Genomic DNA, 26,477 nt, shown 5'->3' with positions numbered 1-26,477 from the left:
GCCTAGCTCGCCTGCGCCGGGCCCATGGCCATTCGTCGCGTGCTTGTAAGAAGCGGTCGCCCTGTGCAAGCTGAAGGCTCTATCCCGAGGCGGAGAGGACGGCCATGGCGGAAATCGATGCGCGCCTGCGCGAAGAGGTTCACCTGTTCGGCGAGTTGCTCGGCGACTGCATCCGTAACCAGCGCGGCGAGGCCTTCCTGGCCAAGATCGAGCTGATCCGCCAGGGTTCCAAGGCCGGTCGCCAGGGCTCCTCGGCCGGTGAACAGCAACTGCGCGAGACTCTCGCCGCGCTCAGCGACGACGAGCTGCTGCCGGTGGCGCGGGCCTTCAACCAGTTCCTCAACCTGGCCAATATCGCCGAGCAGTATCACCGCATCCGCCGGCGTCGCCCGGACGAGGCGCAACCCTTCGATGACCGGGTGCTGGCCGAGTTGCTTCAGCGCCTGGTTGCGGGCGGGCATGCCCCGGAGCAGCTGGCCCGCCAGCTCGGGCGGGTCGATATCGAGCTGGTCCTCACCGCGCATCCCACCGAGGTGGCGCGGCGCACCCTGATCCAGAAATACGACGCCATCGCCGCCCAGCTGGCCGCCCTCGATCACAACGACCTGCTGCCGGCCGAGCGCGGCGAGGTGCAACTGCGGTTGCGCCGACTGATCGCCGAGGCTTGGCACACCGAGGAAATCCGCCGCAGTCGGCCCAGCCCGGTGGACGAGGCCAAGTGGGGCTTCGCGGTGATCGAGCATTCCCTGTGGCAGGCCGTGCCGAGCTTCCTGCGCAAGGCCGACCAGGCCCTGCAGGACGCCTGCGGCCTGCGCCTGCCGCTGGAGGCGGCACCGGTGCGTTTCGCCTCCTGGATGGGCGGCGACCGCGACGGCAACCCCAATGTCACCGCCAGCGTCACCCGCGAGGTGCTGCTGCTGGCGCGCTGGATGGCCGCCGATCTGTACCTGCGCGACGTCGACCGGTTGGCCGCCGAGCTGTCCATGCAGCAGGCCAGCGACGAGCTGCGCCTGCGGGTCGGCGTCCATCCCGAGCCCTATCGCGCCGTGCTCAAGCAGCTGCGCGAGCGCCTGCGCGCCACCCGCGCCTGGGCCGAGGCGGCGCTGGCCGCGGACGTCGCCCCGGGCCCCGAGGTGCTGCACGACAACCGCGAGCTGCTCGAGCCGCTGGAGCTTTGCTACCACTCGCTGCATGCCTGCGGCATGGGCGTGATCGCCGAGGGCGAGCTGCTCGACTGCCTGCGCCGCGCGGCCTGCTTCGGCCTGTTCCTGGTACGCCTGGACGTGCGCCAGGACGCCGCCCGCCACTCCGCCGCCATGGCCGAGATCACCGACTACCTGGGCCTGGGCAACTACGCCGAATGGGACGAGGAGCGGCGCATCGAGTTCCTACTGCGCGAACTGGACAACCGTCGCCCGCTGCTGCCGGCGCAGCACCGGCCCTCGGCCGAGACCGCCGAGGTGCTGGCCACCTGCCGTGTCATCGCCGCGGCGCCGGCCGCCTCGCTCGGCACCTATGTCATCTCCATGGCGGGCGCGCCATCCGACGTGCTGGCGGTGCAACTGCTATTGAAGGAAGCCGGCCTGCAGCGGCCGATGCGGGTTGCACCGCTGTTCGAGACCCTGGCCGACCTGGACAACGCCGGCCCGGCCATCGACCGCCTGCTCGGCCTGCACGGCTACCGTGCGCGCCTGCACGGGCCGCAGGAGGTGATGATCGGCTACTCCGACTCGGCCAAGGATGCCGGCACGGTAGCCGCCGCCTGGGCCCAGTACCGCGCCCAGGAGACCCTGGTGGAGGTGTGCCGCAAGCACGAGGTCGAGCTGCTGCTGTTCCATGGCCGTGGTGGCACTGTCGGCCGCGGTGGCGGCCCGGCCCACGCGGCCATCCTGTCGCAGCCGCCGGGCTCGGTGAGCGGGCGCTTCCGCACCACCGAGCAGGGCGAGATGATCCGCTTCAAGTTCGGCCTGCCGGCACTGGCCGAGCAGAACCTCAACCTGTACCTGGCCGCCGTGCTGGAGGCCACCCTGCAGCCGCCGCCGGCCTCCGAGCCGGCCTGGCGCGCCGCCATGGACCGCCTGGCCGGGGAGGGCGTGGCGGCCTATCGCGCGGTGGTGCGCGAGCATCCGCAGTTCGTCGAATACTTCGCCCAGGCCACCCCGGAGCAGGAGCTCGGTCGCCTGCCGCTGGGCAGCCGCCCGGCCAAGCGCCGCGCCGGCGGGGTGGAGAGCCTGCGGGCGATTCCCTGGATCTTCGCCTGGACCCAGACGCGCCTGATGCTGCCGGCCTGGCTGGGCTGGGAGACGGCCCTGGGCAACGCCCTGCAGCGTGGCGAGCAGGCCCTGCTGGAGGACATGCGCGAGCGCTGGCCGTTCTTCCGCACGCGCATCGACATGCTGGAGATGGTGCTGGCCAAGACCGACCTGTCGATCGCCGCCCTGTATGACGAGCGCCTTGTCGATACAGCACTGCGACCCCTGGGTGCGCAGTTGCGCGACCTATTGTCGCAGTGCCGTGCTCTGGTATTGGGCCTGACCCGTCAGTCGGAGCTGCTCACCCACAGTCCGGAGACCCGCGAGGCGATTACCGTGCGCAATATCTACCTGGACCCGTTGCACCTGCTGCAGGCCGAGCTTCTGGCCCGTTCCAGGCAGCGCCAGAGTGCGGCGGAAAGCCCCCTGGAGCAGGCTCTGCTGGTCACCGTGGCAGGCATCGCGGCGGGCCTGCGCAACACCGGCTGAGGCCCCGCCGCCTCCGACTTTCGGTGGCTTGTGCAGCCTTGATGCGCTGTGTATCGTGGCCATCCTTTCGCCGCTCAGTGACGCGGAAAACCAATTAACGAGATTGGCCCCACGAGGCGAGTCCGACGACATTTCGGTCTTATTTTTTTGAGGAGCACTTCGATGCGCGTGATTCTGCTGGGGGCGCCCGGTGCCGGCAAAGGTACCCAGGCTGGTTTCATCACCAAGAAGTTCGGTATTCCGCAGATCTCCACTGGTGACATGCTGCGCGCCGCCGTCAAGGCCGGCACCGAGCTGGGCCTGCAGGCCAAAAGCGTGATGGATGCCGGCGGCCTGGTCTCCGACGACCTGATCATCAACCTGGTCAAGGAGCGCATCGCCCAGCCGGATTGCGCCAACGGCTTCCTGTTCGACGGTTTCCCGCGCACCATCCCTCAGGCCGAGGCCATGAAGGAAGCCGGCGTGACCATCGACAACGTGGTCGAGATCGCCGTCGACGACGAAGAGATCGTCCAGCGCATCGCCGGTCGCCGTGTGCACGAGTCCAGCGGCCGCGTCTACCACGTGGTCTACAACCCGCCGAAGGTCGCCGGCAAGGACGATGTGACCGGCGAGGACCTGGTTCAGCGCAAGGACGACACCGAGGAGACCGTGCGTCACCGCCTGGCCGTCTACCATTCGCAGACCAAGCCGCTGGTGGACTTCTACCAGAAGCTGTCCGCCGCCGAAGGCACCCCCAAGTACAGCGCCATTGCCGGCGTGGGCTCGGTGGAAGAGATCACCGCCAAGGTGCTCGAAGCCCTCAGCTGATCGGCTGACCGCTCTGTCCAACGGCCCGCAATCGCGGGCCGTTGGCGTTTATAATGCCTGCCTTTTTCTGCCCACCGGATGCCCCGATGACCACTCTGCTGGCCCTGGATACCGCCACCGAAGCCTGTTCCGTCGCCCTGCTGCACGAGGGCAGGGTGCTCAGCCACTACGAGGTGATCCCGCGCCTGCACGCCCAGCGCCTGCTGCCCATGGTCCAGCAGATCCTCGGCGAGGCGGGGCTGGCGCTGTCCGCGCTGGACGCCATCGCCTTCGGTCGCGGTCCCGGTGCCTTCACTGGCGTACGCATCGCCATCGGCGTGGTCCAGGGCCTGGCCTTCGCCCTCGACAGGCCTGTGCTGCCGGTCTCCAACCTGGCCGTGCTGGCCCAGCGCGCGCTGCGCGAGCATGGCGCGCAGCAGGTGGCAGCGGCCATCGATGCGCGCATGGACGAGGTCTACTGGGGCTGCTACGTCGCCGCGCAGGGCGAGATGCGCCTGCAGGGCGTGGAGGCGGTGCTGGCTCCGGAGCTGGCGCAGCTGCCGCGCGGCGCCGCGGGCGACTGGTTCGCCGCCGGCACCGGCTGGGGCACCTACGGTGCGCGTATCGGGCTGCAACCCAGCGGCAGTGATCCGGCCATGCTGCCGCATGCCCAGGACCTGCTGAGCCTGGCCCAATTCGCCTGGCAGCGCGACGAGGCGCTACCGGCCGACCAGGCCCAGCCGGTGTACCTGCGCGACAATGTGGCGACACCCAAGCAGGCGATCTGAGCGGCTGGCCATCCGTCCGCCATTTGACGCCGGCAAATTGCCATTTTTAGCCGCGGCCGCTACAGTCCACCGCACGTATTGCGAGCAGTAACAGATGCGTATCGACGGTTTCTCATCCTCCTACCCGCTGGATCGCAGCCCCCGCCCGGGCAGTGCGGTCACGCCCCTGCGCGAAAGCCAGCGCGAGGTCGAGGAACGTCGCGAACAGCCGGCATCGCCGTCCGCCACTCAGGGCTACGAGCAGCTGGCCCAGCCGCGCCGGGTGCAGGCCGGCAATGCCAGCAGCGACAGCCTGCCGGCGCGCTACCAGGATGGCTTCGCCCAGCAGCGTGGCCTCAGCGCCAAGGCTAACCAGGCCCTGGCTGCCTACGGCAATACCGCCGGATTCACCGAAGAGCGCGATGCCAGCGAAGTCCTGGGCCTAGACCTCTACGCCTGATGCTGCCCTACTTCATCGGCTGCCCGTCGTGGAACGAGCCGGCCTGGCGCGGCAGCTTCTACCCCGCCGATCTGCGTCCCGCCGAGACCCTGGCCCACTACTGCGCCACCTTCAATGCGGTCGAGGGCAATACCACCTTCTATGCCCGTCCTACGGCGCAGACCGTGCAGCGCTGGGCCGAGCAGATGCCTGCATCCTTCCGCTTCTGCGCCAAGCTGCCGCGCGATATCAGCCACGGCGGCGATCTGCGCGAGCATTTTGCCGCCAGCGCCGATTTCCTAGCCTTGCTAGCCCCCCTCGGCAAGCGGGTGGCGCCGCTCTGGCTGCAGCTGCCGGCCAGCTTCGGTCCCTCGCGTCTGGACGAGCTGCTGGCCTGGCTGGACGAATTCGCCGACCGTAGCGTGGCCGTGGAGCTGCGCCATCCGCTCTTCTTCGCTCGCGGCGAGGAGGAGCGCCTGCTCAATCGCGAGCTGCAGGCGCGAGGCGTGGAGCGTATCTGCCTGGACTCACGGGCGTTGTTCGCCTGCACCTCGCGTGATCCGGCGGTGCTGCATGCCCAGGCGAAGAAGCCGCGCCTGCCGCTGCGCCCGACTGCTTTCAGCGCCAGCCCGCAGCTGCGTTTCGTCGGCGGCCCGGACCTGGAGGCCAATCAGGCCTTTCTCGAGCCCTGGCTGGACAAGGTGGCGGACTGGATAGGCCAGGGCCTGACGCCCCATGTGTTCCTGCATACCCCGGACAATCAGCTGGCCGCAGCACAGGCGCTGCGTTTCCATCAGGCGCTGATGCAGCGCCTGCCCGGCTTGCCGGCGCTGGCGCGGTCCGAGCCTGAAGTGGAGCAGCTGGGGCTGATCTAGCGCCGCGCCAGCAGCAGGTCGGCGGCCTGACCGCTGCGGCCGTCGGCGAATTCGAAGCGGCCCAGCTGGGCGATCTCGTCGTAGGCGCCCAGGGCGATCTTGACGTCGCGCGCGCCCAGTTCGATGGCGGCGACCCCGGCCTGGTCCAGGCTCTGGCTGTGCTGGCGGCCCTCGGCGTCGAAACGCAGCAGGCGCAGGCGTTCGAACACCGCGTCCTGGGCATCGATGCGGCCATCGTCGTTGTCGTCGTACCTGGCCAGTTCGGCGAAGCCGTTGGCGGCGCCGTTCTGGTCGCCGAACAGCTCGCGGCCGTCATCGATGCGGCCGTTGCCGTTGCGATCCAGAGCCAGCAGGGCGTCGTCGCCGCCGGGTGCGCTGATGCGGTCGCGGCGGCCGTCGGCGTCCAGGTCGAAGCGCACGGCATCGTCCAGGCCGCGGGTGGCGAAGCCGTTGCCGGCCAGGTCGAGCACCAGTGGGTCGGTCTTCTGTGGCTGCGGGTTGGCGGTCACGTTCAGCTCCAGCTCGCGCTGCTGCAGCACCTGCTGGAAACTGGCGGCCTGGGCGGTGGCATCCGCCGGGGCCTGTGCTGCGGGCGGGGCGCTGCGCGCCTCCTCGATCTCGGCGGCGGCCGCCTCGGGCGCGGGCTGCTCGCCCTTGGGCATCAGGGTGCGGCGCAGGATCTGGTAGTCGAGGGAGTCGCGCAGGCCGGCGTCGAGCTGCTTGTCCAGCGCGGACGGGCGTGGGGTGGAAAGGGCATCGAACATGCGGGAACTCGGTGCGGTCGCCGTGGGCCGCGTCTGGCAGAATAGGGCACAGTTATGTATCGGCTTGGTGCCGCGTCTTTTGAGCGTTTTTTGAGCATATTTCCTGATGAGCGACGAACGGCCTATAACCAGAATCCGGGTCGAGGCCCTGCATCCGGCCCTGGCCGCCGAGGCCGCGCAGTGGGCCGCGCGCCTGGGGCTGCCGCTGGCCGGTGAGGCCGAGTTCGCCCTGCAGCTGAGCGAGCAGGGCCTGCAGCTGGCCGAGCTGGGCCCGCAGGCGCCGGGACCGATCCGGGTGGATTTCGTCGAGGGGGCCGTGGCCCATCGCCGGCTCTATGGCGGCGGCAGCGGGCAGATGATCGCCAAGGCGGTCGGCGTGCAGCCGGGCGTGCGCCCGAGTGTGCTGGATGCCACTGCCGGCCTGGGGCGCGACGCCTTCGTGCTGGCCAGCCTGGGCTGTGCCGTGACCCTCAGCGAGCGCCAGCCGATCATCGCGGCGCTGCTCGAGGATGGTCTGGCCCGCGCGCAAGGTGACGCCGAGGTGGCCCCCATCGCCACGCAGATGACCTTGCTGCACGGCAATGCCATCGAACTGATGCGCGACTGGCAGGGCGAGCCGCCCCAGGTGATCTACCTCGACCCTATGTTTCCGCACCGCGACAAGAGCGCCCTGGTGAAGAAGGAAATGCGCCTGTTCCGTCCCCTGGTGGGCGACGACCCGGACGCCCCCGCCCTGCTGCAGGCGGCCCTGGCCCTGGCCAGCCACCGGGTGGTGGTCAAGCGCCCGCGCAAGGCGCCGATCATCGAGGGCGCCAAGCCGAGCTATGCGCTGGAGGGCAAGTCCAGCCGCTACGACATCTACCCGAAGAAGGCCCTGAAGCCCTAGGGTCTGTAGGCGCGCACGAACAGCCGCACCACTTCCTGCACATGCTCTTCGGCAGCGCTGCCGCTCAGCGGCTGGGCGATGCCCATCAGCAGGCGGAAGTGGCAGCCGCCCTTGATCAGGCAGAAGAAGTGCTCGGCGGCGTGCTGCGGGTTGTCGATGCGCAGCTGGCCGCGTGCATCCGCCTGCTCCAGCAGGTGCTGCATGGCATCGATCACCCGCTGCGGACCGGCATTGAAGAACAGTTGCGCCAGCTGCGGGTTCTGCGCGCCCTGAGCCACCATCAGGCGGTGCATGGCCAGGGATTCCGCGCTGTTGATCAGGGCATTGAAGCCGCGGCCGATGGCCAGCAGGGCCTGCTCGACGCTGCTGTCCGGGCGCAGTTCGAAGAACAGCGAGGGCAGCTGCTCCTCGCACTTGGATTCCACCGCGCAGGCGAACAGCGTCTCCTTGTCGGTGAAGTGGCTGTACACCGTGAGCTTGGACACCCCGGCCTCGGCGGCGATGGCGTCCATGCTGCTACCGTCGTAGCCGTTGTGCATGAACAGGCGCTTGGCCGCCTCCAGGATGGCCTGGCGCTTGGCGGGGTCCTTGGGCCGTCCGGGGCCGCTGGATGGCTGTAACAGTTTGTCGGACATTTGGCCTTTTAATACTGGACTGGTGAGTTTGCTATTTTTACTATACCGGGCAGTATAAGTATTCCAAGCTCCTTTTGCGAAAGGTCCTCCATCATGCTCCGTCATGCCTTGTCCCTCGCCGTACCCCTGTCGCTGATCTCCCTGCTGGTTGCCTGCGGCAACGGCGAAACCGCCGAGGCGCCGGTACGCCCGGCCATGGTGGTGCAGCCGCTGCCGGCGGCGGACGCGGTGGATACCTACCCTGGCGAGGTGCGCGCGCGCTTCGAGCCGGAACTGGCTTTCCGCATCGGCGGCAAGATCGCCAAGCGCCTGGTGGATGCCGGCGACCGGGTGCGCAAGGACCAGCCGCTGGCGGAACTGGACCCGCAGGACGTCAAGCTGCAGCTGGAGGCCGCCCGTGCCCAGCTCAATGCCGCCGAGGCCAACCTCAAGCTGGTGCGTTCCGAGCGCGATCGCTACAAGACCCTGCTGGCCCGCCAGCTGATCAGCCAGTCGCAGTACGACACGGTGGAGAACCAGTACCGCGCCGGCGAGGCGCGGGTGAAGCAGATCAAGGCCGAGTTCGACGTGGCCAGCAACCAGGCCGGCTACTCGGTGCTGCGCGCCTCCCAGGACGGCCTGATCGCCCGCCGCCTGGGCGAGGTGGGCCAGGTGGTGGCCGCCGGGCAGACCGTGTTCACCCTGGCCGCCGATGGCGAGCGCGAAGTGCTGATCAGCGTGCCCGAGCATGCCCTGGAGCGCTTCCGCATCGGCCAGGAAGTCAGCATCGAGTTGTGGTCGCAGCCGGACAAGCAGTTCCCCGGGCGCATCCGCGAGCTATCGCCAGCCGCCGATGCACAGTCGCGCACCTTCGCCGCGCGGGTGACCTTCAGCGATCCCAAGGTCAAGGCCGAGGTGGGGCAGAGCGCCCGCGTGTCGATCACCGCCGATGGCGAGGTGCCGCTGTCGGTGCCGCTGTCCGCGCTCAGCGCGGAGAAGGGCACGCCCTTCGTCTGGGTTATCGACCCCAAGGAGTCCAAGGTGGTGCGCACGCCGGTACGGGTCGGCGCCTACGGCCAGGAGCGGGTGTCGATCCTGGAAGGCCTGAAGGAGAGCGATTGGGTGGTGGCCGCCGGCGTGCACGTGCTGCTCGACGGGCAGAAGGTGCGCCCGGTAGACCGCGACAACCGCGTGGTTGCGCTGGTCGGCAAGGAGTAAGCCATGTCCTTCAACCTCTCCGAATGGGCGCTGCGCAACCGCAGCGTGGTGCGCTACTTCATGATCGTGCTGGCGGTGATCGGCGCGCTGTCCTACACCAAGCTCGGCCAGAGCGAGGACCCGCCCTTCACCTTCAAGGCCATGGTGGTGCGCACCGACTGGCCGGGCGCCACCGCCGAGGAAGTCTCGCGGCAGATCACCGAGCGCATCGAAAAGAAGCTGATGGAGACGGGTGACTACCAGTTCATCAACTCCTATTCGCGCCCGGGTGAGTCGGTGGTCACCTTCATGGCCCGCGACAATATCCATTCCAAGGACATTCCCGAGCTCTGGTACCAGATCCGCAAGAAGGTCAACGACATCCGCCACACCCTGCCGCCCGGCATTCGTGGCCCCTTCTTCAACGATGAGTTCGGCACCACCTTCGGCAACATCTACGCGCTGACCGGCGAAGGCTTCGACTACGCGGTGATGAAGGACTATGCCGACCGCCTGCAGTTGCAGCTGCAGCGGGTCAAGGACGTGGGCAAGGTCGAGCTGATCGGCCTGCAGGACGAGAAGATCTGGATCGAGCTGTCCAACGTCAAGCTGGCGACCCTAGGCCTGCCGCTGGCGGCCGTGCAGCAGGCGCTGGACGAGCAGAACGCAGTGACCTACTCGGGCTTCTTCGAGACCCCCGCCGAGCGCATCCAGATGCGCGTGTCCGGGCGCTTCAAGACGGTCGACGAGATCCGCGATTTCCCCATCCGAGTGGGTGATCGCACCTTCCGCATCGGTGACGTGGCCGAGGTGCATCGCGGCTTCAACGACCCGCCCGCGCCGCGCATGCGCTTCATGGGCGAGGATGCCATCGGCATCGCCGTGTCGATGAAGGCCGGCGGCGACATCCTGGTGCTCGGCGAGGCCCTGGAGCAGGAGTTCGCCCGCTTGCAGCAGACCCTGCCGCTGGGCATGGAGCTGCACAAGGTGTCCGACCAGCCGGCGGCGGTGAAGACCGGTGTGGGCGAGTTCGTCCGCGTGCTGGTGGAGGCGCTGATCATCGTGCTGTTGGTCAGCTTCTTCTCCCTCGGCCTGCGCACCGGCCTGGTGGTGGCGCTGTCCATCCCGCTGGTGCTGGCGATGACCTTCGCCCTGATGCACTACTTCGGCATCGGCCTGCACAAGATTTCCCTGGGCGCGCTGGTGCTGGCGCTCGGATTGCTGGTGGACGACGCGATCATCGCGGTGGAGATGATGGCGATCAAGATGGAGCAGGGCTACGACCGCCTGCGCGCGGCCAGCTTCGCCTGGACCAGCACGGCCTTCCCGATGCTCACCGGCACCCTGATCACCGCCGCCGGCTTCCTGCCGATTGCCACCGCGCAATCCGGCACCGGCGAGTACACCCGCTCGATCTTCCAGGTGGTGGCCATTGCCCTGATCGTGTCCTGGATCGCCGCCGTGGTCTTCGTGCCCTACCTGGGCGACCGCCTGCTGCCGGACCTGGCCAAGCTGCATGCGAAGAAGCATGGTGGCAGCGCAGCGGGGCACGATCCCTACTCGACCACCTTCTACCAGACCGTGCGCGAGGTGGTGGAGTGGTGCGTGCGCCGGCGCAAGACGGTGATCCTGGTGACCATCGGCCTGTTCGTCGCCTCGCTGCTGCTGTTCCGCTTCGTGCCGCAGCAGTTCTTCCCGGCCTCCGGGCGCCTGGAGCTGATGGTTGACATCAAGCTCACCGAAGGCTCGTCGCTGAAGGCCACCGAGGAGCAGGTCAAGCGCCTGGAGGCCAAGCTCAAGGAGCACGAGGGCATCGACAACTACGTGGCCTACGTCGGCACCGGTTCGCCGCGTTTCTACCTGCCGCTGGACCAGCAGCTGCCGGCGACCCGCTTCGCCCAGTTCGTCATCCTGGCCAAGAGCATCGAGGACCGCGAGCAGCTGCGCAGCTGGCTGATCGAGGTGATGAACGAGGACTTCGCCTTCGCCCGTACCCGTGTCTCGCGCCTGGAGAACGGCCCGCCCGTGGGCTTCCCGATCCAGCTGCGGGTCAGTGGCGAGCACATCGACGAGGTGCGTGCGATCGCCCGCCAGGTGGCGGCCAAGGTGCGTGAGAACCCCTACGTGGCCAACGTCCACCTGAACTGGGAAGAGCCGAGCAAGGTGGTGTACCTGAACATCGACCAGGAGCGCGCCCGCGCCCTGGGCGTGACCAGCGCCGACCTGTCGAGCTTCCTGCAGAGCTCGCTGACCGGCTCCAGCGTCAGCCTGTATCGCGAGGACAACGAGCTGATCGAGATCCTCCTGCGCGGTACCGTGCGCGAGCGCCAGGCGCTGGAGTTGCTGCCGAGCCTGGCGGTGCCGACCGCCAGCGGCAAGAGCGTGGCCCTGTCGCAGATCGCCACCCTGGAATACGGCTTCGAGGAGGGGGTGATCTGGCGTCGCGACCGCCTGCCGACCGTGACCATCCTCGGCGATATCTACGGCAGCGAGCAGCCGGCCAGCCTGGTCAAGCAGATCATGCCGACCCTGGAGCCGATCCGCGCCGCGCTGCCCAGCGGCTACCTGCTGGAAGTCGGCGGCACGGTGGAGGACTCGGCGCGCGGGCAGAAGTCGGTCAACGCCGGCGTCCCGCTGTTCATCCTGGTGGTGCTGACCCTGCTCATGCTGCAGCTCAAGAGCATGTCGCGCACGGCCATGGTGTTCCTCACCGCGCCGCTCGGGCTGATCGGCGTGACCCTGTTCCTGCTGGTGTTCCAGCAGCCCTTCGGCTTCGTCGCCATGCTCGGCACCATCGCCCTGGCCGGCATGATCATGCGCAACTCGGTGATCCTGGTCGATCAGATCGAGCAGGACATCGCTGCCGGCATGGATCGCTGGCACGCTATCATCGAGGCCACGGTACGGCGCTTCCGGCCCATCGTGCTGACCGCCCTGGCGGCGGTGCTGGCGATGATTCCGCTGTCGCGCAGCGTGTTCTTCGGGCCGATGGCGGTGGCCATCATGGGTGGTCTGATCGTCGCCACGGCGCTGACCCTGCTGTTCCTGCCGGCGCTCTACGCGGCCTGGTTCAGGGTCAAGGAAGTGGAGCGCTAAGCGCTGCTGCCATGAAAAAGCCCGGCAAGTGCCGGGCTTTTTCATGGGCGGTGCGGCCGCTTCAGAGCGCGCCGAATACCTTCTTCGCCAGGCTGGTGGCGGCGCCGGCGGGGTTCTGGCGGATACTCGCCTCCTGCTCGGCGATCATCTTGAACAGGCCATCCAGGGCCTGCTCGGTGACGTAGCTCTCGACGTTGGCGCTCTTGGCATCGACCACGCCGAAGGCCGCGGCCTGGCCGGCGAAGGCGTTGTACTGCTGGGCCAGGCCGACCTTGTCGGTGGCCTGCTTGACGATCGGCAGGAAGCGCGCGCGGATCTGCTCGCGGCTGCTCTGGTTCAGGTACTGGGTGGCCGAATCGTCGCCCCCGGCGAGGATGGCCTTGGCGTCGCTCACCGTCATCTTCTTCACCGCATCCACCAGGATCGCCTGGGCCTGCGGCACGGCAGCCTCGGCGGCCTGGTTCATGCTGGCCTCCAGTTCCTCCACCTGCTCGCCCATGCCCATCATCTTCATGGTCTGCGCGGCCTTGCCCAGCTTGCCGGGCAGCTCGATGCGCACCTCGTCGTTGTTGCTGAAACCGCCCGGCCGGCCCAGCTGCTTGACGGCGATCTGCGCGCCCTGGGTCAGCGCATCCTTGAGCCCGCCGCTGGCGTCGCTCTGGCTCAGATCGGCCAGCGACAGGGCCAGGGCGTTGGCGGAGAGCAGCAGGCCGGCGGCCAGGGTGGTGAGTCGGAGCATGAGCGAATTCCTTCGTGCAGTGGGAGTTGAACGAGCTTAGCGGAGCGGACAGACAGAGATGAATGGATTTTCCATTCTGTACGCCTGGACCATGTGTGATATCTGCATCATTTCAGGCGTCGCGCAACAGGTCGTGGGCGTCCAGCAGCCGGAAGGCGATCTCGGGGTTGCGTTCCAGGCCACGGCGGATGGCGGCGGGGATGGCCTGGCGGGTCTTGCGGCACAGGCCGGGCAGCTCGTCGATGTGGATGGCGATGCCGCGCATGCTGCGTACCTCGTTGCTGCCCGGGGCGACGTGCACGCGCAGGCCGAGCAGCTCGAACATGCGCCTTTGCATGTGCTGCAGGTCTTCCAGGCTCTGCAGCTGCTCCAGACGTTCGAGCAGGCGCTTTTCCTCCTGGCGGGTCAGCTGCAGGATGCGCAGGTCGGTGCTCGCCTCCTGCAGCAGGCGGTCACGCTCGCAGGTGCAGGCGCCGGGCGGGCAGGGGTGGCGGATCGGGGCGGTCTGGGACATGGCGTTCGATCATAGCCAGGTCCGGGGTCGCGGCACAAACCGCCGGGGCCGCCGTGGACGGCCCCGCGGCCGGGGTCAGGCGCTCTGCGTGGCGTGCTCGCCGCGCTCCAGCGCCACCTGGCGGATCGACAGGCGGATTTCCGCCGGCAGCACGCGCTTGGCCGCGCCTTCCACCAGCTCGGCCAGCTGCGGGTGGTGGCTGAGCTTGCCTTCGCCGTTCTGGCGCAGCACGCCCTGGTCCAGCAGGGTCTGGATGAAGTGGCGGAACAGGCTCTTGTCGAAGAACTCCGGGGCGTTGAGGCCGTGCAGGATCGACAGGCGCTGGGCCATGACCACGCAGAGGTTCTCCAGTTCCTCGGCGGAGAGGGCGTACTGGCCGGCGTTGAGCAGCAGGGCGGTGGCCATGTAGAAGCGCTGCAGGGTCTGCACGATGGCGCGGGCCAGCAGGCTGAGCAGGACGAACTGGCGCGAGCTGGGTGCCGGGCGGATGAACATGTCGTCCTCGCGGCGCAGCAGGCCCTGCTCGACGAAGGCCTCCAGCCACTGGTCGACCACGCCTTCCAACTCCTCCTGCTTGAAGCGGATGAACAGCTCCGACTGCAGGTAGGGATAGAGCGCGCCGACGTAGCGCAGGATCTGCTCGCGGCTCATGCGCGAGCTGCTGAGGAAGAAGCTGGCCAGCAGCGCCGGCAGGGCGAACACGTGCAGCACGTTGTTGCGGTAGTAGGTCATCAGGACGGCGTTCTGCTCGTCCAGGTAGAGGATCCTGCCCAGGGCGTCCTTCTGCTCGGCCAGCAGGTCCATGCTCTGCACGTAGCGGATCAGGTCCTGGCCATCGCCCTGCGGCAGAGTGGCGTGGGGCGAGTAGGGCACCTTGCGCAGCAGTGCCAGGTACAGGTCGAGCACGCGCGCCAGGGCCTGCTCATCCAGCGCCAGCTTGCTGGTGGAGAGCAGGGCCAGGCCGACCAGGTTGACCGGGTTGATCGCCGCCGCCTCGTTGAGGTGCTGCGCCACCCGCTCGCCGAGGCGGTTGGTGGTGCGGTTGAGCCATTCGGGGCGGTACTGGTCGCCGTAGTCCTGGCTGCGCCAGCCCGGCTGCTCGGCATCGAGGAACTCGGCCAGCTTGATCGGCTCGCCGAAGTTCACCCCGACGCTGCCAAAGCGCTGGCGGCGGATCGCGCCGATGACCTTGAAGATGTCGAAGATCGACTCCTTCTTCTTCGCCGCGCCGCGCAGCTCGCCCAGGTAGGTGCGGCCTTCGAGCACGCGCTCGTAGCCGATGTAGACCGGCACGAAGGCGATCGGCAGGCGCGAGGAGCGCAGGAAGCTGCGCAGGGTGATGGCCAGCATGCCGGTCTTCGGCTGCAGGGTGCGGCCGGTGCGCGAGCGCCCGCCCTCGACGAAGTACTCGACCGGGAAGCCCTTGCTGAACAGGGTGTGCAGGTATTCGTTGAACACCGCGGTGTACAGCGGGTTGCCCTTGAAGGTGCGGCGCATGAAGAAGGCGCCGCCACGGCGCAAGATGCCACCCACGACCGGCATGTTGAGGTTGATGCCGGCGGCGATATGCGGCGGAGTAAGTCCGTTTCTGAACAGCAGGTAGGACAGCAGCAGGTAGTCGATATGGCTGCGGTGGCAGGGCACGTAGATGATCTCGTGATCATGGGCCAGGTCGCGCACCGCCTCCAGGTGGTTGACCTGGATGCCTTCGTACAGTTTGTTCCAGAACCAGCTGAGCACCGTCTCCAGGAAGCGGATGGCGGTGTAGGTGTAGTCCGAGGCGATCTCGTTGCCGTAGTGCAGGGCCTTGGCCTCGGCCTTCTCGACACTGATCTTCTCGCGCTCGGCCTCCTCGAGGATGGCCTGGCGCACCTGCGGGCCGTGGATCAGGCCTTTCACCAGGTTGCGCCGGTGCGATACGTCCGGGCCGATCACCGCGGCCTTGAGGCTGCGGAAGTGCACGCGCAGGATGCGCTGCACCATGCGCAGGGTGCGCTCGCGGCCCTTGCCCTGGTCGAGCAGCTCGCGCAGGTGGATGGGCGCGGAGAACTGCACGCGGGTCTTGCGCCCGAGAATCAGGATGCTGACCAGCTTGCGCAGGCGCCCGGTGACCGCCCAGGTGTCGGCGAACAGCAGCTTCCAGGGGCTGGTCTCGCGGTCCGGCGACTGGCCCCAGAACACGCTGACCGGGACTATCTGCGCGTCGTCCAGGGCATTGCCGTCGAGGCTGGCGAGCAGGCGCTGCAGGGTGGGCGGCGCGCCGCGCTTGTCATGGCCGCCGAACCAGCTGGGCTCGCGGGTCAGGTAGAAGAAGGCGGCCGGCTCTTCCTGCGCGCCGACCGTCACCGGCAGCACCGGGCGCGGCAGGCCGGCCTTGCTGCACTCGCTGTCGACCACCGCCAGGTCCGCCGCCGAAGGCTGCTGCAGCACGTAGAACACCGGCTTGCTGCGGTCCAGGCGCAGGTTGAAGGACGACTGGTTGATGGTTTCCGAGCGTACCCAGAGCAGCAGCAGGCGGCGCAGGGTACCGAAGGCGAGGCGGCGGAGCGGGGAGCGGGTCATAGAGTGCGGCTGTGAAAAAACGAGCAAGCGCTCGGGGCGGCTAGTGTGCCGTATTCGCCCCGTGGCGGCAAAAGCGCTGCAGGTACAAGTGTTCACCGGATGGTGCGCCGTTCCTGGCTTGCAGGCTGCTGGCGCCGATGCTGGCCAGGGCTCTGCAACTTTTCCTAAAAGCGGCTGTCTTGCCATGCCGCGGGTCGACTTTTATAGTCCGCCAGCGTTTGCAGGACCCCCGTGGTCAGCATGGCCCGGGGTTTCTCCCGTCGGGACGAGAGCCATGATCGAAATAAAAAATCTAACCAAGCGTTTTGCTCAGCACACGGCCGTCGATGGCCTCAGCTTCAAGGTCCAGCAGGGGGAAGTGCTGGGCTTCCTCGGCCCCAACGGGGCCGGTAAATCCACCACCATGAAGATGCTCACCGGCTTCCTGGCGCCGACCTCCGGCACCGCCAGCATCCTCGGTTTCGATATCCAGAGCGATACCCTCAAGGCCCAGCAGCAGATCGGCTACCTGCCGGAAGGCGCGCCCTGCTATGGCGACATGACGGTGCGCGGCTTCCTCGAATTCATCGCCGAAGTGCGCGGCTATCGCGGCGCCGAGAAAAAGCAGCGGGTGCAGCGCGCAGTCGAGCAGGTCGAGCTGGAAAAAGTGCTGGAGCAGAGCATCGAGACCCTGTCCAAGGGCTTCAAGCGCCGTGTCGGCCTGGCCCAGGCGATCCTCCACGATCCCAAGGTGCTGATCCTCGACGAGCCCACCGACGGCCTCGACCCGAACCAGAAGCACCAGGTGCGCAAGCTGATCCAGAGCCTGGCCAAGGACAAGATCGTGATCATTTCCACCCACATCCTCGAGGAGGTGTCGGCGGTGTGTACCCGCGCGGTGGTGATCGCCGCCGGCAAGCTGGTGGCCGACGGCACCCCGCTGGAGCTGGAGAGCCGCTCGCGCTACCACCAGGCCGTGACCCTGGTGGCAGAGGGCGAACTGGACCGCGCAGCCCTGGCGACCCTGCCGGGCGTGGTCGGCATCGAGGACAACGCCGAGGGCAGCCTGACCCTGCTGGCCCAGCCGGGCCAGGTGATCTTCCCGCAGGTCAACGAACTGATTCGCCAGCGCGGCTGGCAGGTGAAGGAGCTGGACGTGGAACGCGGCCGCCTCGATGAAGTATTCCGCAGCCTGACCCGGGGAGAAGCGGCATGAAGCAGTTGCCCGTGATCTTCAAGCGCGAGCTGGCCAGCTATTTCGCTACCCCTCTTGCGTACGTGTTCATCCTGATCTTCCTGGTGCTGTCCGGGGTCTTCACCTTCTACCTAGGCGGCTTCTACGAGAGCGGCCAGGCGGACCTGGCGCCGTTCTTCAACTTCCATCCCTGGCTGTACCTGTTCCTGGTGCCGGCCATCGCCATGCGCCTGTGGGCCGAGGAGCGCAAGTCCGGCTCCATCGAGCTGCTGATGACCCTGCCGATCACCCGCGCCGAGGCGGTGCTGGGCAAGTTCCTCGCCGCCTGGGTGTTCGCCGGCATCGCCCTGCTGTTGACCTTCCCGATGATCATCACGGTCAACTACCTGGGCGAGCCGGACAACGGCGCGATCTTCACCGGCTACTTCGGCAGCTGGCTGCTGGCCGGCTCCTACCTGGCCATCGGCTCGTGCATGTCGGCCCTGGCGAAGAACCAGGTGATCGCCTTCATACTCGCCGTCAGCGCCTGCTTCCTGTTCATCGTCAGCGGCTTCCCCATGGTGCTCGACGCCTTCGCCTGGGCGCCGCAGTGGCTGCTCGACGCGGTCGCCTCGCTGAGCTTCCTGACCCGCTTCGACGCGATCAGCAAGGGCGTGATCGACCTGCGCGACCTGCTCTATTTCATCACCCTGATGGCCGCCTGGCTGGCCGCCACCGCCGTGGTGGTCGATCTGAAGAAGGCTGACTGACCATGAAGAAACTGATGTATTCCGGCGCCGGCCTGCTGCTGATCGCCGTGGCCTTCCTGGCCTTCAACATGCTTGCCGCGCTGGGCCTGGGCAATGCCCGCCTGGACCTGACCGAGCAGAAGCTCTACACCATCTCCGAGGGCACCGAGCGCATCCTTGGCGAGCTGGACGAGCCGATCAACCTGTACTTCTTCTACTCCGACAAGGCCGCCCGCGACCTCGCCGTGCTGCGCAACTACGCCACCCGCGTGACGGAGATGCTCAAGGCCTACGAGCGCGCGGCGGGCGGCAAGATCAAGCTGCACATCATCGACCCCGAGCCCTTCTCCGAGGACGAGGACAAGGCCGCCGGCTTCGGCCTGCAGGCGGTGCCGGCGAACCAGGGCGGCGAGCAGATCTACTTCGGCCTGGCCGGCACCAACGCGGTGGACGACAAGCAGATCATCCCGTTCTTCCCGTTGGACCAGGAGGAGTTCCTCGAGTACCAGATCAGCCAGCTGGTGCAGGGCCTGGCCAAGCCGGAGCGGCCAGTGATCGGCCTGCTCTCCGGGCTGCAGCTCAACGGTGGCTTCGACATGATGGCGCGCCAGCCGATGGCGCCCTGGATGGTGATGGAGGAAGTGCGCCAGCTGTTCAAGATCGACAGCCTCAAGGCCGGCATCGACAAGATTCCGGACGAGGTCTCGGTGCTGCTGCTGGTGCACCCGAAGAACCTGCCGGAAGCGACCCTGTACGCCATCGACCAGTTCGTCCTGCGCGGCGGCAAGCTGCTGGTGTTCGTCGACCCGCTCAGCGAGGCGGACAACGCCGCGCCGGTGATGCCGGGCGACCAGCTGGACAAGGCCAGTGACCTGGAGCCGCTGTTCAAGGCCTGGGGCCTGCGCATGGTGCCGGACAAGGTGCTCGGCGACGGCTCCTACGCGCTGTCCGTGAGCATGGGCCAGGGCCAGCGACCGGCGCGGCATGCCGCCTGGCTGTCGCTGCCGCAGCGCGCGCTGAACCAGGACGACGTGGCCACCGCCGGCCTGGAGACCATCAATATCGCCTCCAGTGGCATCCTCGAGCCGATCGAGGGCGCCAAGACCCAGTTCGTGCCGCTGCTGCAGAGCTCCGAGTACGCCATGCCGTTCGACGCCACGCGCCTGTCTATGCTGGCCAACCCGGAGGAGCTGATCCGCGACCTGGAGCCGACCGGCGAGCGCTACGCCATCGCCGCGCGCATCAGCGGCCCGGCGCAATCGGCCTACCCGAACGGCATCGAGGGGCAGAAGGACGGCCTGAAGTCGGCGGAGAACATCAACGTGATCGCCGTGGCCGATACCGACCTGCTCAGCGACCGCATGTGGGTGCAGGTGCAGGACTTCTTCGGCCAGCGCGTGCCGCAGCCGTTCGCCGACAACGCCGGCTTCGCCATCAACGCGCTGGACAACCTGTCCGGCAGCGATGCGCTGATCAGCGTGCGTTCGCGCGGCCGCTTCAGCCGCCCGTTCGAGGTGGTCGAGGCGCTGCAGCGCGAGGCCGAGGCGCAGTTCCGGGTCAAGGAGGAAGACCTGCAGCAGCGCCTGGCCGAGACCGAGCAGAAGCTCGCCGCCCTGCAGCAGCAGGACCCGAGCAAGGCGCTGGAGCTGACCCCCGAGCAGCAGGCCACGGTGCAGCAGTTCCTTGCCGAGAAGGTGCGTATCCGCAAGGAGCTGCGCGAGGTGCGCTACCAGCTGAATGCCGATATCGAGGCCCTGGGGCGCACCCTCAAGCTGGCCAACATCCTGCTGGTGCCGCTGCTGCTGACCCTCGGCGTGCTGGCCCTGTGGCTGTGGCGCCGGCGCAAGGCCGCGTGATGCCCCCCGGGGGAGAGGGCCTGGCCCTTTCCCCCGCCTGCCTCTTTCCGATACCGATTCTTGCCGCGAGGAGAGCAAGACCATGACTCGCAAAACCTTATTCGTTCTGGCGGTGCTGGCGCTGGCCCTGGTGGCCAGCTGGTACTTCACCAGCCAGGTCAGCAAGCGGCCGGCGCCCGCGCAGGCCGAGGCCTGGCTGCCGGGGCTGCAGGCCGAGCAGGTGCAGGCCATCGAGGTCCAGCGCGCCGGCCAGCCGCTGGTGCGCCTGGAGCGCCGCGAGCAGGCCTGGGTGGTGCCGGCCAAGGCCGACTACCCGGCCGACCGTGCCGCCGTCGCCGCGCTGCTCAAGGCCCTGGGCGAGGCGCGCAAGGTCGAGCCGCGTACCGCCAATGCCGAACTCTACGCTCGCCTCGGCCTGGCCGAGCAGGGCAGCCCCGAGGAGCAGGCCGTGCGGGTGACCCTGCAGCGCGGCGAGCAGCCGCCGCTGCAACTGCTGATCGGCAAGCCCGGGCAGCGTGACGGGCACCTGGTGCGCCAGGCCGGCGAGGCGCAGAGCTGGCTGGTCAGCCAGCGCATCGAGCTGCCGGCCAGCGAGCTGGAGTGGCTGGACCGCCGCGTCGCCGCCGTGCCCTTCGCCACGGTGCGCGAGCTGGACCTGCGGCACGCCGGTGGTGAGCGCCTGACCCTCTATCGCGACAAGGCCGAGGAAGCCAACTTGCGCGTGCGCCAGCTGCCCGAGGGCAAGCGTCTGGCCTTCGACGGCGCCGCCGATGGCATGGCGCGCTTCTTCGCCGACCTGCGTTTCGCCGACGCCGCACCGCTGGCCCAGCTGAGCTTCGAGGACAAGCCGGTGCTGCAGTTCAGCCTGTCCACCTTCGCCGGCAAGACGCTCAAGGGCAGTCTGCATGGCCAGGGCGACCAGCACTGGCTGCTGCTGGAGCAGGGCAGCGACCTGCCCGCCAGCGAGCTGCCGGGGCGCAGCGACTGGGCCTATCGGATCGAGCCGTACCAGTACCAGAGCCTGGCCAAGAAGTTGACCGATGTGCTCGCCGCGGACTGAGGTAAAACCGCTGCAGGCCCTGTAGAACGGGGCCTGCAGACGGCCGAAAAAATCCCTTGGCAAGCCGAACGCTTGTTTTATACTCCCGATGCGGTCGCATCAGGACGCCATTCGGAACACCGCTCCACGCTCGTTTTGGCCGGGGTCGGAAAGAAGAAGAAGAACGTTTGCGCCGAACCGTCGAAGCCCACCAGGGCAACAACAAAACCGAGAATCGAGGGAAGTGGTAATGGCTGATCGTGAGGTCGGAACCGTCAAGTGGTTCAATGATTCCAAGGGGTATGGCTTCATTCAACGCGAAAGCGGTCCGGACGTGTTCGTCCACTACCGCGCCATCCGTGGCGAAGGTCATCGCACCCTGGTCGAAGGCCAGCAGGTGGAGTTCTCCGTGATCCAGGGCCAGAAGGGCCTGCAGGCGGAAGACGTGTCCAAGGTCTGAGACCTGCGCGACACACAACAAAAGGCCCGTCAGCGACGGGCCTTTTGCTTTTTCGGGAGGTTAATTCCCTCTCCCCCGACCCCTCTCCCACAAGTGGGAGAGGGGAGATCAATCGGTGCGCCAGATGATTTCCTGCTCGCCCTCGGCGTCGATCTTGATCCAGCGATCCGCCTCTTCTTCCGCTTCTTCCTCGCTCCAGCCGCCGGGGGCGCAGCGCACCTGCACGCCGAGCGCGGCGAAGGCGGCGCGGGCGCAGGCCAGGTCATCTTCCCAGGGCGTGGCGTCGCTTTCCAGATAGAGGCTATGCCACTTGCCCACGGCTTTCGGCAGCCAGGTCACCGGCACATCGCCGGCGCGGCACTTGAAGGTCTGGCCCTGCTGGCGCCACTCGCTGCACGGACCGATGGCCTCGCTCAGCCAGGCGGCAATGGCCTGCTGATCGGCGTCCTTCAGGTAGATCTCGATATCGGGTTGGCGCATGGCTCAGTCCTTGTTCTTTTCGATCCAATCGTAGCGGATGGCGACCGTCACCTCGAAGGCTTCGGCGATCACCGCGGCGCGGCGTTCGGCGCTGGCGCGCCAGCCGTGCGGGGTCATCGCCAGCAGGTCGGCGCGGGCCTGGGCGTCGGCCAGCAGCAGCGGGAAGCTGAGGGTCTCGCTGTGGGCCAGGTGCATGCCCGGCGGAATCAGCTCCAGATGCTTCTGGTCGTCGTAGTCGCGTACTTCGTCGTACAGCTTCTGCCGCAGTTCCATCAGGTGCGCGCGGGTCGGGCCCATGCGCAGCAGGCCGCCGCCGGGTTTGAGCAGGCGCAGCGCCTCCTGCCAGTCGAGTGGGCTGAACACGCTGGCCAGCAGGTCGCAGCTGGCGTCACTCAGCGGCACGCGGGCCATGCTCGCTACCAGCCAGCTGAGCTGCGGCGCGCGCTTGCAAGCACGTTTCACCGCCTCGCGGGAGATGTCCAGGGCGTAGCCCTCGGCATCCGGGAGCCGTTCGGCGAGCTGCGCGGTGTAGTAGCCCTCGCCGCAGCCGATATCCAGCCAGCTGCGCGGGCCGCGCTCGGCGGCCAGTTCGGCCAGGAGCCTGGCCAGTGGGGCGTAGTGGCCGCCATCGAGGAAGCGCCGGCGCGCCTCGACCATGGCTTGGTTGTCGCCCGGGTCACGGCTGTTCTTGTGCTGCACAGGCAGCAGGTTGTAGTAGCCCTGGCGGGCCCGGTCGAAGCTGTGCCGGTTGCTGCAGGCCAGGCCGCTGTCCGTCGGGCTCAGCGGCTCCTGGCAGATGGGGCAGGTCAGGCTCATGCCAGCAGTTTGACCAGGGTTTGGTAGTAGACCTCGGTGAGCAGGTCGAGGTCGCTGGCCAGCACGCGCTCGTTGATCTGGTGGATGGTGGCGTTGACCGGGCCCAGCTCGACTACCTGGGTGCCCAAAGTAGCGATAAAGCGCCCGTCCGAGGTGCCACCCGAGGTGGAGGGTGTGGTTTCGCGGCCGGTGACGCTCTTGATGCTGGCGGCCACGGCGTCGAGAAGCTCGCCCGGCTGGGTGAGGAAGGGCAGGCCGGACAGGGCCCAGTCCAGGTCGTAGTCCAGGCCGTGCTTGTCGAGGATGGCGCGGACGCGCTGCTGCAGGCCCTCGACCGTCGACTCGGTGGAGAAGCGGAAGTTGAACACCGCCTTCAGTTCGCCCGGGATGACGTTGGTGGCGCCGGTGCCGGCGTTGAGGTTGGACACCTGGAAGCTGGTCGGCGGGAAGTAGGCGTTGCCGTCGTCCCAGTGCTCGGCGGCCAGTTCGGCCAGGGCCGGGGCGGCCAGGTGGATGGGGTTGCGCGCCAGGTGCGGGTAGGCCACGTGGCCCTGCTTGCCGCGCACGGTGAGGGTGCAGCCGAGGGAGCCGCGGCGACCGTTCTTCACCACGTCGCCGAGCAGGCTGGTGCTCGAGGGTTCGCCGACGATGCACCAGTCCAGGCGCTCGCCGCGCTCGCGCAGGCGCTCGACCACCGCCTTGGTGCCGTGCTGGGCCGGGCCTTCCTCGTCGCTGGTGATGAGGAAGGCGATGGCGCCCTTGTGGTTGGGGTGGTCGGCGACGAAGCGCTCGACGGCGATGACCATCGACGCCAGGCTGCCCTTCATGTCCGCCGCGCCACGGCCGCAGAGCATGCCCTGCTCGTCCACGCGCACGTCGAACGGCTGGTATTGCCAAGCATCCAGCGGACCGGTGGGCACCACGTCGGTGTGGCCGGCGAAGCACAGCACCGGGCCCTCGCCGCCGCGCCGGGCCCAGAAGTTCTCCACTTCCTCGATGCGCATGCGCTCCACCGCGAAACCGACTGCCGCCAGGCGGCGCATCATCAGCTCCTGGCAGCCTTCGTCGACCGGGGTAACGGAGGGGCGGCGGATCAGGTCGCAGGCCAGTTCGAGGGTGGGGGAGAGGGTGGTCATTGCGGCTCCGGTACGGCGGTGGGCGAAAAGGCCGCCATTCTAAAGCAAAACGGCGGCGCAGGGTCCGTGGACGCTGCGCCGCCGTTGTGCTCGGGCCGCGGTGCTCAGGCCGCGCCGGCAGCTTCCTCGGCGTTCTGCGGCGGCGGCTTGGGCAGCGACGACAGCAGGGCCATCATCAGGGCGGCCAGGTAGGGCAGGGACTGTACCAGCAGGGTGGCGACCCAGAACTTCACGTCGGCGTTGCCGATGTCCTGCACGCAGCTGATGCCGATGGCCGCGCCCCACAGCAGGAGCATCACGAAGACTTCCTCGCGGGCCTCCGCCAGGGCCACCAGGATGCCGTGGTTGCTGGCCATCTTCGGCGTGCGGAAGAACGGGATGGTCTTGGTGAAGGTGCCGTACAGCACCGCCTTGGCGATGGTGTGGGACAGCGCCAGACCGGCGATGGCGGCCTGGAACGAGCGCACCAGGTCGACGCCCACCGCCTTGCGGTAGAGGAACATGATCTTGCCGAACTTGAAGAAGAACAGCGCCAGCGGCGGGATGGCGAAGATCAGTAGCGGCGGGTCGACCCGCTGCGGCACGATGATCATGCCGGCCGACCAGAGCAGGGCGCCGATGGTGAAGAAGATGTTCAGGCCGTCGGCGATCCACGGCAGCCAGCCGGCGATGAAGTGGTAGCGCTGGCCACGGGTCAGCTGCGAGCCCTCGCCGCGGAACAGGCTGCGCGCGTGGCCCTTCATGATCTGGATGGCGCCATAGGCCCAGCGGAAGCGCTGCTTCTTGTAGTCGATGAAGGTGTCGGGCATCAGGCCGCGGCCGAAGCTCTGGTGGGCATAGGCGGCCGAATAGCCCTTCTCGAACACGCGCAGGCCCAGCTCGGCGTCCTCGCAGATGGTCCAGTCGGCCCACTTCAGCTCGTCCATCACGCTGCGGCGGATCATGGTCATGGTGCCGTGCTGGATGATCGCGTCGCGGTCGTTGCGGGTGACCATGCCGATGTGGAAGAAGCCCTTGTACTCGGCGTAGCAGAGCTTCTTGAAGCTGCTTTCGTCGCCGTCGCGGTAGTCCTGCGGCGACTGCACCACGGCGATCTTCGGGTCACTGAAGTGCGGCACCATGTGCTTGAGCCAGTTGCGGTCGACGCAGTAGTCGGAGTCGATCACAGCGATCACTTCGGCGTCCGGCGCGGTGTGCGGCAGGATGTAGTTCAGCGCGCCGCCCTTGAAGCCCTCGATGGGCGCCACGTGGAAGAAGCGGAAGCGCGGGCCGAGCTGCTCGCAGTAGGCCTGCACCGGCTCCCACACCTTCGGGTCCTTGGTGTTGTTGTCGATGATGATGACTTCGTAGTCCGGGTAGTCCAGGGCCGCCAGGGCGTCCAGGGTCTGCTTCACCATCTCCGGCGGTTCGTTGTAGCAGGGCACGTGGATCGACACCTTGGGCCGGTAGGCGGTGTCGGTCAGCACCGGCAGGAAGTGCCGGCGGCGGGTGCGGGTCCAGGCCGTCTCGGCCAGCTCGTGGGCCTCGGTGAGCAGGACGATGAACACGCCCAGCGCGCCGATGCCGAGCAGGCCGCCGACGGTCAGGCTGAACCAGGTGCTGTACTGCTGGCTGTAGTCGTAGGCGATCCACACCAGGGCGGAGCCGCCGACGAAGGCGACGAAGGTCAGGAAGGTACGCCCGCGCTGGCGCAGGGCCGAGCCGTCGATCAGCATCAGTGCCAGGGCCAGCAGGCCCATGACCACCGAGGCCACGGCCAGCAGGCGCCATTGCGGGATGGCCACCACCGGCCCCTCGAAGGCGAACTTGGGCTGGCGGTCGAGGTTGTAGACGCCCCAGTAGGCGCCCACCGAGCCTTCCTCGCTGGCCTTCCACGGCTGGTCGAAGGCCTCGATGACGAAGTAGTTGTAGCCCTTGGCGTTCAGCGAGTTGACCAGGGTGCGCAGGTAGATGGCCTGCTCGGCCTGGTCCGCCTCGGCACCGCCGCGGGTGCGGCCGTTGCTCGGCCAGCCGACTTCGGAGAGCAGCAGCGGCTTCTTCGGGAACAGCTTCTTCAGGTCTTTGGCGCGCTCCAGGACGAACTCGCCGGAGTCTTCCATCGGCACGAACTCCCAGTAGGGCAGCACGTGCGCGGCGATCAGGTCGACGTGCTTGGCCAGCTCGGGGTTTTCCTGCCAGATGTGCCACTGCTCGGAGGTACTCACCGGCACCTTGACCGCCGCACGTACGCGATCGATGTAGCCGATCAGCTCCTCGACCTCGACTTCCTCGCGGAACAGCGATTCGTTGCCCACGGTGACCCGCACCACGCTGCGCGACTCGTTGGCCAGTTCGATGGCCTTGGCGATTTCGCGCTCGTTGCGCTCCAGATCGTTGCTGATCCACACGCCGAGGGTTACGCGCAGGCCGAATTCCTCGGCCAGACGCGGGATGTCGGCCAGCTTGCCGTCCACCGAATAGGTGCGGATGTTGTCGGTGTGCCGGCTCAGCAGCTCCAGGTCGGCGCGGATCTGCGCGTCGCTGGGGTAGGTGCCGGCCATCGGGCTTTGCCCGGCACGGAAGGGCGAGTAGGAGAAGCCGGAGATCTGCTCCGGCCAGTCCGGGGCGCTGACCGGGCGGTTGTAGAGCGCCCAGAGGCCGGTGAACAGGGCGGCGACCGCCACGATGACCACCAGATTGAGTCCGAGTTTGCGCGTTGGCATGGCTGTTTCGAATGGGCTGGAGAAGATGCCGGCGGACGCCGGTCGGCGCGCATGCTACTCCGCGGCCGCCGGCCTGTATAGCGCCGCCGGGCCCGTTGCCCTG

The 26,477-nt window shown here is 67.8% G+C and carries 22 protein-coding genes; 13 read left to right on the top strand and 9 right to left on the bottom strand.

The window, feature by feature from the left end; genetic code table 11:
- The first annotated feature begins 104 nt into the window (after positions 1–104).
- The 5 genes from ppc to AAG092_RS05300 all read left to right on the top strand — a co-directional run bounded on the left by ppc (position 105) and on the right by AAG092_RS05300 (position 5,611).
- Complete coding sequence (gene ppc / locus AAG092_RS05320) at positions 105–2,741, top strand: phosphoenolpyruvate carboxylase (protein WP_373388848.1); 2,637 nt, start codon at positions 105–107, stop codon at positions 2,739–2,741.
- Positions 2,742–2,903: 162 nt separating this feature from the next.
- A complete protein-coding gene (gene adk, locus AAG092_RS05315) occupies positions 2,904–3,551 on the top strand; it encodes an adenylate kinase (RefSeq protein ID WP_373388847.1) in 648 nt (215 codons plus the stop codon).
- An 86-nt stretch (positions 3,552–3,637) separates the two neighbouring features.
- Positions 3,638–4,318, top strand: a complete 681-nt coding sequence (gene tsaB, locus AAG092_RS05310; RefSeq protein WP_373388845.1) for a tRNA (adenosine(37)-N6)-threonylcarbamoyltransferase complex dimerization subunit type 1 TsaB — start codon at positions 3,638–3,640, stop codon at positions 4,316–4,318.
- A 94-nt stretch (positions 4,319–4,412) separates the two neighbouring features.
- Entirely contained in the window at positions 4,413–4,757 is a 345-nt protein-coding gene (locus AAG092_RS05305; RefSeq protein WP_110681220.1) for a hypothetical protein, read from the top strand.
- On the top strand, positions 4,757–5,611 hold the full coding sequence (locus AAG092_RS05300; RefSeq protein ID WP_373388844.1) for a DUF72 domain-containing protein: 855 nt from the start codon (positions 4,757–4,759) through the stop codon (positions 5,609–5,611). The genes AAG092_RS05305 and AAG092_RS05300 overlap by 1 nt, the downstream gene beginning before the upstream one ends.
- Here AAG092_RS05300 and AAG092_RS05295 read toward each other — a convergent pair.
- Positions 5,608–6,375 (bottom strand): hypothetical protein, encoded by a 768-nt coding sequence (locus AAG092_RS05295; protein WP_373388843.1) that lies wholly within the window; start codon positions 6,373–6,375, stop codon positions 5,608–5,610. The two genes, AAG092_RS05300 and AAG092_RS05295, sit on opposite strands and share 4 nt — an antisense overlap.
- A 106-nt stretch (positions 6,376–6,481) precedes the next feature.
- Here AAG092_RS05295 and AAG092_RS05290 point away from each other — a divergent pair, with 106 nt between their 5' ends.
- Positions 6,482–7,261, top strand: a complete 780-nt coding sequence (locus AAG092_RS05290; RefSeq protein ID WP_373388842.1) for a class I SAM-dependent methyltransferase — start codon at positions 6,482–6,484, stop codon at positions 7,259–7,261.
- Here AAG092_RS05290 and AAG092_RS05285 read toward each other — a convergent pair.
- Complete coding sequence (locus AAG092_RS05285) at positions 7,258–7,896, bottom strand: TetR/AcrR family transcriptional regulator (RefSeq protein ID WP_110681228.1); 639 nt, start codon at positions 7,894–7,896, stop codon at positions 7,258–7,260. The two genes, AAG092_RS05290 and AAG092_RS05285, sit on opposite strands and share 4 nt — an antisense overlap.
- Positions 7,897–7,989: 93 nt before the next feature.
- Here AAG092_RS05285 and AAG092_RS05280 point away from each other — a divergent pair, with 93 nt between their 5' ends.
- Positions 7,990–9,093: an efflux RND transporter periplasmic adaptor subunit gene (locus AAG092_RS05280; RefSeq protein ID WP_373388841.1), complete on the top strand. Its 1,104-nt coding sequence runs from the start codon at positions 7,990–7,992 to the stop codon at positions 9,091–9,093.
- A 3-nt stretch (positions 9,094–9,096) separates the two neighbouring features.
- The gene (locus tag AAG092_RS05275) at positions 9,097–12,168 is read left to right on the top strand and encodes an efflux RND transporter permease subunit (protein WP_373388840.1); all 3,072 of its coding nucleotides are present in this window, start codon (positions 9,097–9,099) and stop codon (positions 12,166–12,168) included.
- 61 nt (positions 12,169–12,229) lie between these two features.
- Here the strand turns inward: AAG092_RS05275 and AAG092_RS05270 are convergent, their stop codons facing one another.
- The 3 genes from AAG092_RS05270 to plsB form a co-directional block, all read right to left on the bottom strand.
- Positions 12,230–12,907, bottom strand: coding sequence for a DUF4197 domain-containing protein (locus AAG092_RS05270; RefSeq protein WP_110681233.1), 678 nt, complete (start codon positions 12,905–12,907; stop codon positions 12,230–12,232).
- A 112-nt stretch (positions 12,908–13,019) separates the two neighbouring features.
- The gene (locus tag AAG092_RS05265) at positions 13,020–13,421 is read right to left on the bottom strand and encodes a hypothetical protein (RefSeq protein WP_373388839.1); all 402 of its coding nucleotides are present in this window, start codon (positions 13,419–13,421) and stop codon (positions 13,020–13,022) included.
- A gap of 75 nt (positions 13,422–13,496) precedes the next feature.
- Entirely contained in the window at positions 13,497–15,983 is a 2,487-nt protein-coding gene (gene plsB, locus AAG092_RS05260) for a glycerol-3-phosphate 1-O-acyltransferase PlsB (RefSeq protein WP_373388837.1), read from the bottom strand.
- 274 nt (positions 15,984–16,257) lie between these two features.
- Between plsB and AAG092_RS05255 the strand changes: the two genes are divergently transcribed.
- From AAG092_RS05255 to AAG092_RS05235, 5 genes are all read left to right on the top strand, one after another.
- Positions 16,258–17,178, top strand: a complete 921-nt coding sequence (locus tag AAG092_RS05255) for an ABC transporter ATP-binding protein (protein ID WP_373388836.1) — start codon at positions 16,258–16,260, stop codon at positions 17,176–17,178.
- Positions 17,175–17,906 carry an ABC transporter permease subunit gene (locus tag AAG092_RS05250; RefSeq protein WP_110681240.1) on the top strand — a complete coding sequence of 244 codons (732 nt, stop codon included), beginning with the start codon at positions 17,175–17,177 and terminating at the stop codon, positions 17,904–17,906. Before AAG092_RS05255 ends, AAG092_RS05250 begins: the two co-directional genes overlap by 4 nt.
- Positions 17,907–17,908: 2 nt before the next feature.
- Positions 17,909–19,741 (top strand): GldG family protein, encoded by a 1,833-nt coding sequence (locus tag AAG092_RS05245; RefSeq protein ID WP_373388834.1) that lies wholly within the window; start codon positions 17,909–17,911, stop codon positions 19,739–19,741.
- An 82-nt stretch (positions 19,742–19,823) separates the two neighbouring features.
- The gene (locus tag AAG092_RS05240; RefSeq protein ID WP_373388833.1) at positions 19,824–20,801 is read left to right on the top strand and encodes a DUF4340 domain-containing protein; all 978 of its coding nucleotides are present in this window, start codon (positions 19,824–19,826) and stop codon (positions 20,799–20,801) included.
- A 229-nt stretch (positions 20,802–21,030) separates the two neighbouring features.
- On the top strand, positions 21,031–21,240 hold the full coding sequence (locus AAG092_RS05235) for a cold-shock protein (protein ID WP_043306963.1): 210 nt from the start codon (positions 21,031–21,033) through the stop codon (positions 21,238–21,240).
- 108 nt (positions 21,241–21,348) lie between these two features.
- On the opposite strand, the gene AAG092_RS05230 is transcribed toward AAG092_RS05235, so the two are convergent.
- The 4 genes from AAG092_RS05230 to AAG092_RS05215 form a co-directional block, all read right to left on the bottom strand.
- Positions 21,349–21,720, bottom strand: coding sequence for a hypothetical protein (locus AAG092_RS05230; protein WP_373388832.1), 372 nt, complete (start codon positions 21,718–21,720; stop codon positions 21,349–21,351).
- 3 nt (positions 21,721–21,723) lie between these two features.
- Positions 21,724–22,536 (bottom strand): putative RNA methyltransferase, encoded by an 813-nt coding sequence (locus tag AAG092_RS05225; RefSeq protein ID WP_373388831.1) that lies wholly within the window; start codon positions 22,534–22,536, stop codon positions 21,724–21,726.
- Positions 22,533–23,672: a succinyl-diaminopimelate desuccinylase gene (gene dapE, locus AAG092_RS05220; RefSeq protein ID WP_373388830.1), complete on the bottom strand. Its 1,140-nt coding sequence runs from the start codon at positions 23,670–23,672 to the stop codon at positions 22,533–22,535. Before dapE ends, AAG092_RS05225 begins: the two co-directional genes overlap by 4 nt.
- A 104-nt stretch (positions 23,673–23,776) precedes the next feature.
- A complete protein-coding gene (locus AAG092_RS05215) occupies positions 23,777–26,374 on the bottom strand; it encodes a glycosyltransferase (protein WP_373388829.1) in 2,598 nt (865 codons plus the stop codon).
- Between the last annotated feature and the right edge of the window lie 103 nt (positions 26,375–26,477).

It is taken from the genome of Pseudomonas alcaligenes (assembly GCF_041729615.1).
GTDB lineage: Bacteria > Pseudomonadota > Gammaproteobacteria > Pseudomonadales > Pseudomonadaceae > Aquipseudomonas > Aquipseudomonas alcaligenes_B.
This window is presented reverse-complemented; position numbering and strand designations above follow the sequence as displayed.

What these genes read in the sequence shown, in the direction of transcription:
- ppc (WP_373388848.1), top strand. Translation starts at nt 105, where the DNA reads ATGGCGGAAATCGATGCGCGCCTGCGCGAAGAGGTTCACCTGTTCGGC.
- adk (WP_373388847.1), top strand. Translation starts at nt 2,904, where the DNA reads ATGCGCGTGATTCTGCTGGGGGCGCCCGGTGCCGGCAAAGGTACCCAG.
- tsaB (WP_373388845.1), top strand. Translation starts at nt 3,638, where the DNA reads ATGACCACTCTGCTGGCCCTGGATACCGCCACCGAAGCCTGTTCCGTC.
- AAG092_RS05305 (WP_110681220.1), top strand. Translation starts at nt 4,413, where the DNA reads ATGCGTATCGACGGTTTCTCATCCTCCTACCCGCTGGATCGCAGCCCC.
- AAG092_RS05300 (WP_373388844.1), top strand. Translation starts at nt 4,757, where the DNA reads ATGCTGCCCTACTTCATCGGCTGCCCGTCGTGGAACGAGCCGGCCTGG.
- AAG092_RS05295 (WP_373388843.1), bottom strand. Translation starts at nt 6,375, where the DNA reads ATGTTCGATGCCCTTTCCACCCCACGCCCGTCCGCGCTGGACAAGCAG.
- AAG092_RS05290 (WP_373388842.1), top strand. Translation starts at nt 6,482, where the DNA reads ATGAGCGACGAACGGCCTATAACCAGAATCCGGGTCGAGGCCCTGCAT.
- AAG092_RS05285 (WP_110681228.1), bottom strand. Translation starts at nt 7,896, where the DNA reads ATGTCCGACAAACTGTTACAGCCATCCAGCGGCCCCGGACGGCCCAAG.
- AAG092_RS05280 (WP_373388841.1), top strand. Translation starts at nt 7,990, where the DNA reads ATGCTCCGTCATGCCTTGTCCCTCGCCGTACCCCTGTCGCTGATCTCC.
- AAG092_RS05275 (WP_373388840.1), top strand. Translation starts at nt 9,097, where the DNA reads ATGTCCTTCAACCTCTCCGAATGGGCGCTGCGCAACCGCAGCGTGGTG.
- AAG092_RS05270 (WP_110681233.1), bottom strand. Translation starts at nt 12,907, where the DNA reads ATGCTCCGACTCACCACCCTGGCCGCCGGCCTGCTGCTCTCCGCCAAC.
- AAG092_RS05265 (WP_373388839.1), bottom strand. Translation starts at nt 13,421, where the DNA reads ATGTCCCAGACCGCCCCGATCCGCCACCCCTGCCCGCCCGGCGCCTGC.
- plsB (WP_373388837.1), bottom strand. Translation starts at nt 15,983, where the DNA reads ATGACCCGCTCCCCGCTCCGCCGCCTCGCCTTCGGTACCCTGCGCCGC.
- AAG092_RS05255 (WP_373388836.1), top strand. Translation starts at nt 16,258, where the DNA reads ATGATCGAAATAAAAAATCTAACCAAGCGTTTTGCTCAGCACACGGCC.
- AAG092_RS05250 (WP_110681240.1), top strand. Translation starts at nt 17,175, where the DNA reads ATGAAGCAGTTGCCCGTGATCTTCAAGCGCGAGCTGGCCAGCTATTTC.
- AAG092_RS05245 (WP_373388834.1), top strand. Translation starts at nt 17,909, where the DNA reads ATGAAGAAACTGATGTATTCCGGCGCCGGCCTGCTGCTGATCGCCGTG.
- AAG092_RS05240 (WP_373388833.1), top strand. Translation starts at nt 19,824, where the DNA reads ATGACTCGCAAAACCTTATTCGTTCTGGCGGTGCTGGCGCTGGCCCTG.
- AAG092_RS05235 (WP_043306963.1), top strand. Translation starts at nt 21,031, where the DNA reads ATGGCTGATCGTGAGGTCGGAACCGTCAAGTGGTTCAATGATTCCAAG.
- AAG092_RS05230 (WP_373388832.1), bottom strand. Translation starts at nt 21,720, where the DNA reads ATGCGCCAACCCGATATCGAGATCTACCTGAAGGACGCCGATCAGCAG.
- AAG092_RS05225 (WP_373388831.1), bottom strand. Translation starts at nt 22,536, where the DNA reads ATGAGCCTGACCTGCCCCATCTGCCAGGAGCCGCTGAGCCCGACGGAC.
- dapE (WP_373388830.1), bottom strand. Translation starts at nt 23,672, where the DNA reads ATGACCACCCTCTCCCCCACCCTCGAACTGGCCTGCGACCTGATCCGC.
- AAG092_RS05215 (WP_373388829.1), bottom strand. Translation starts at nt 26,374, where the DNA reads ATGCCAACGCGCAAACTCGGACTCAATCTGGTGGTCATCGTGGCGGTC.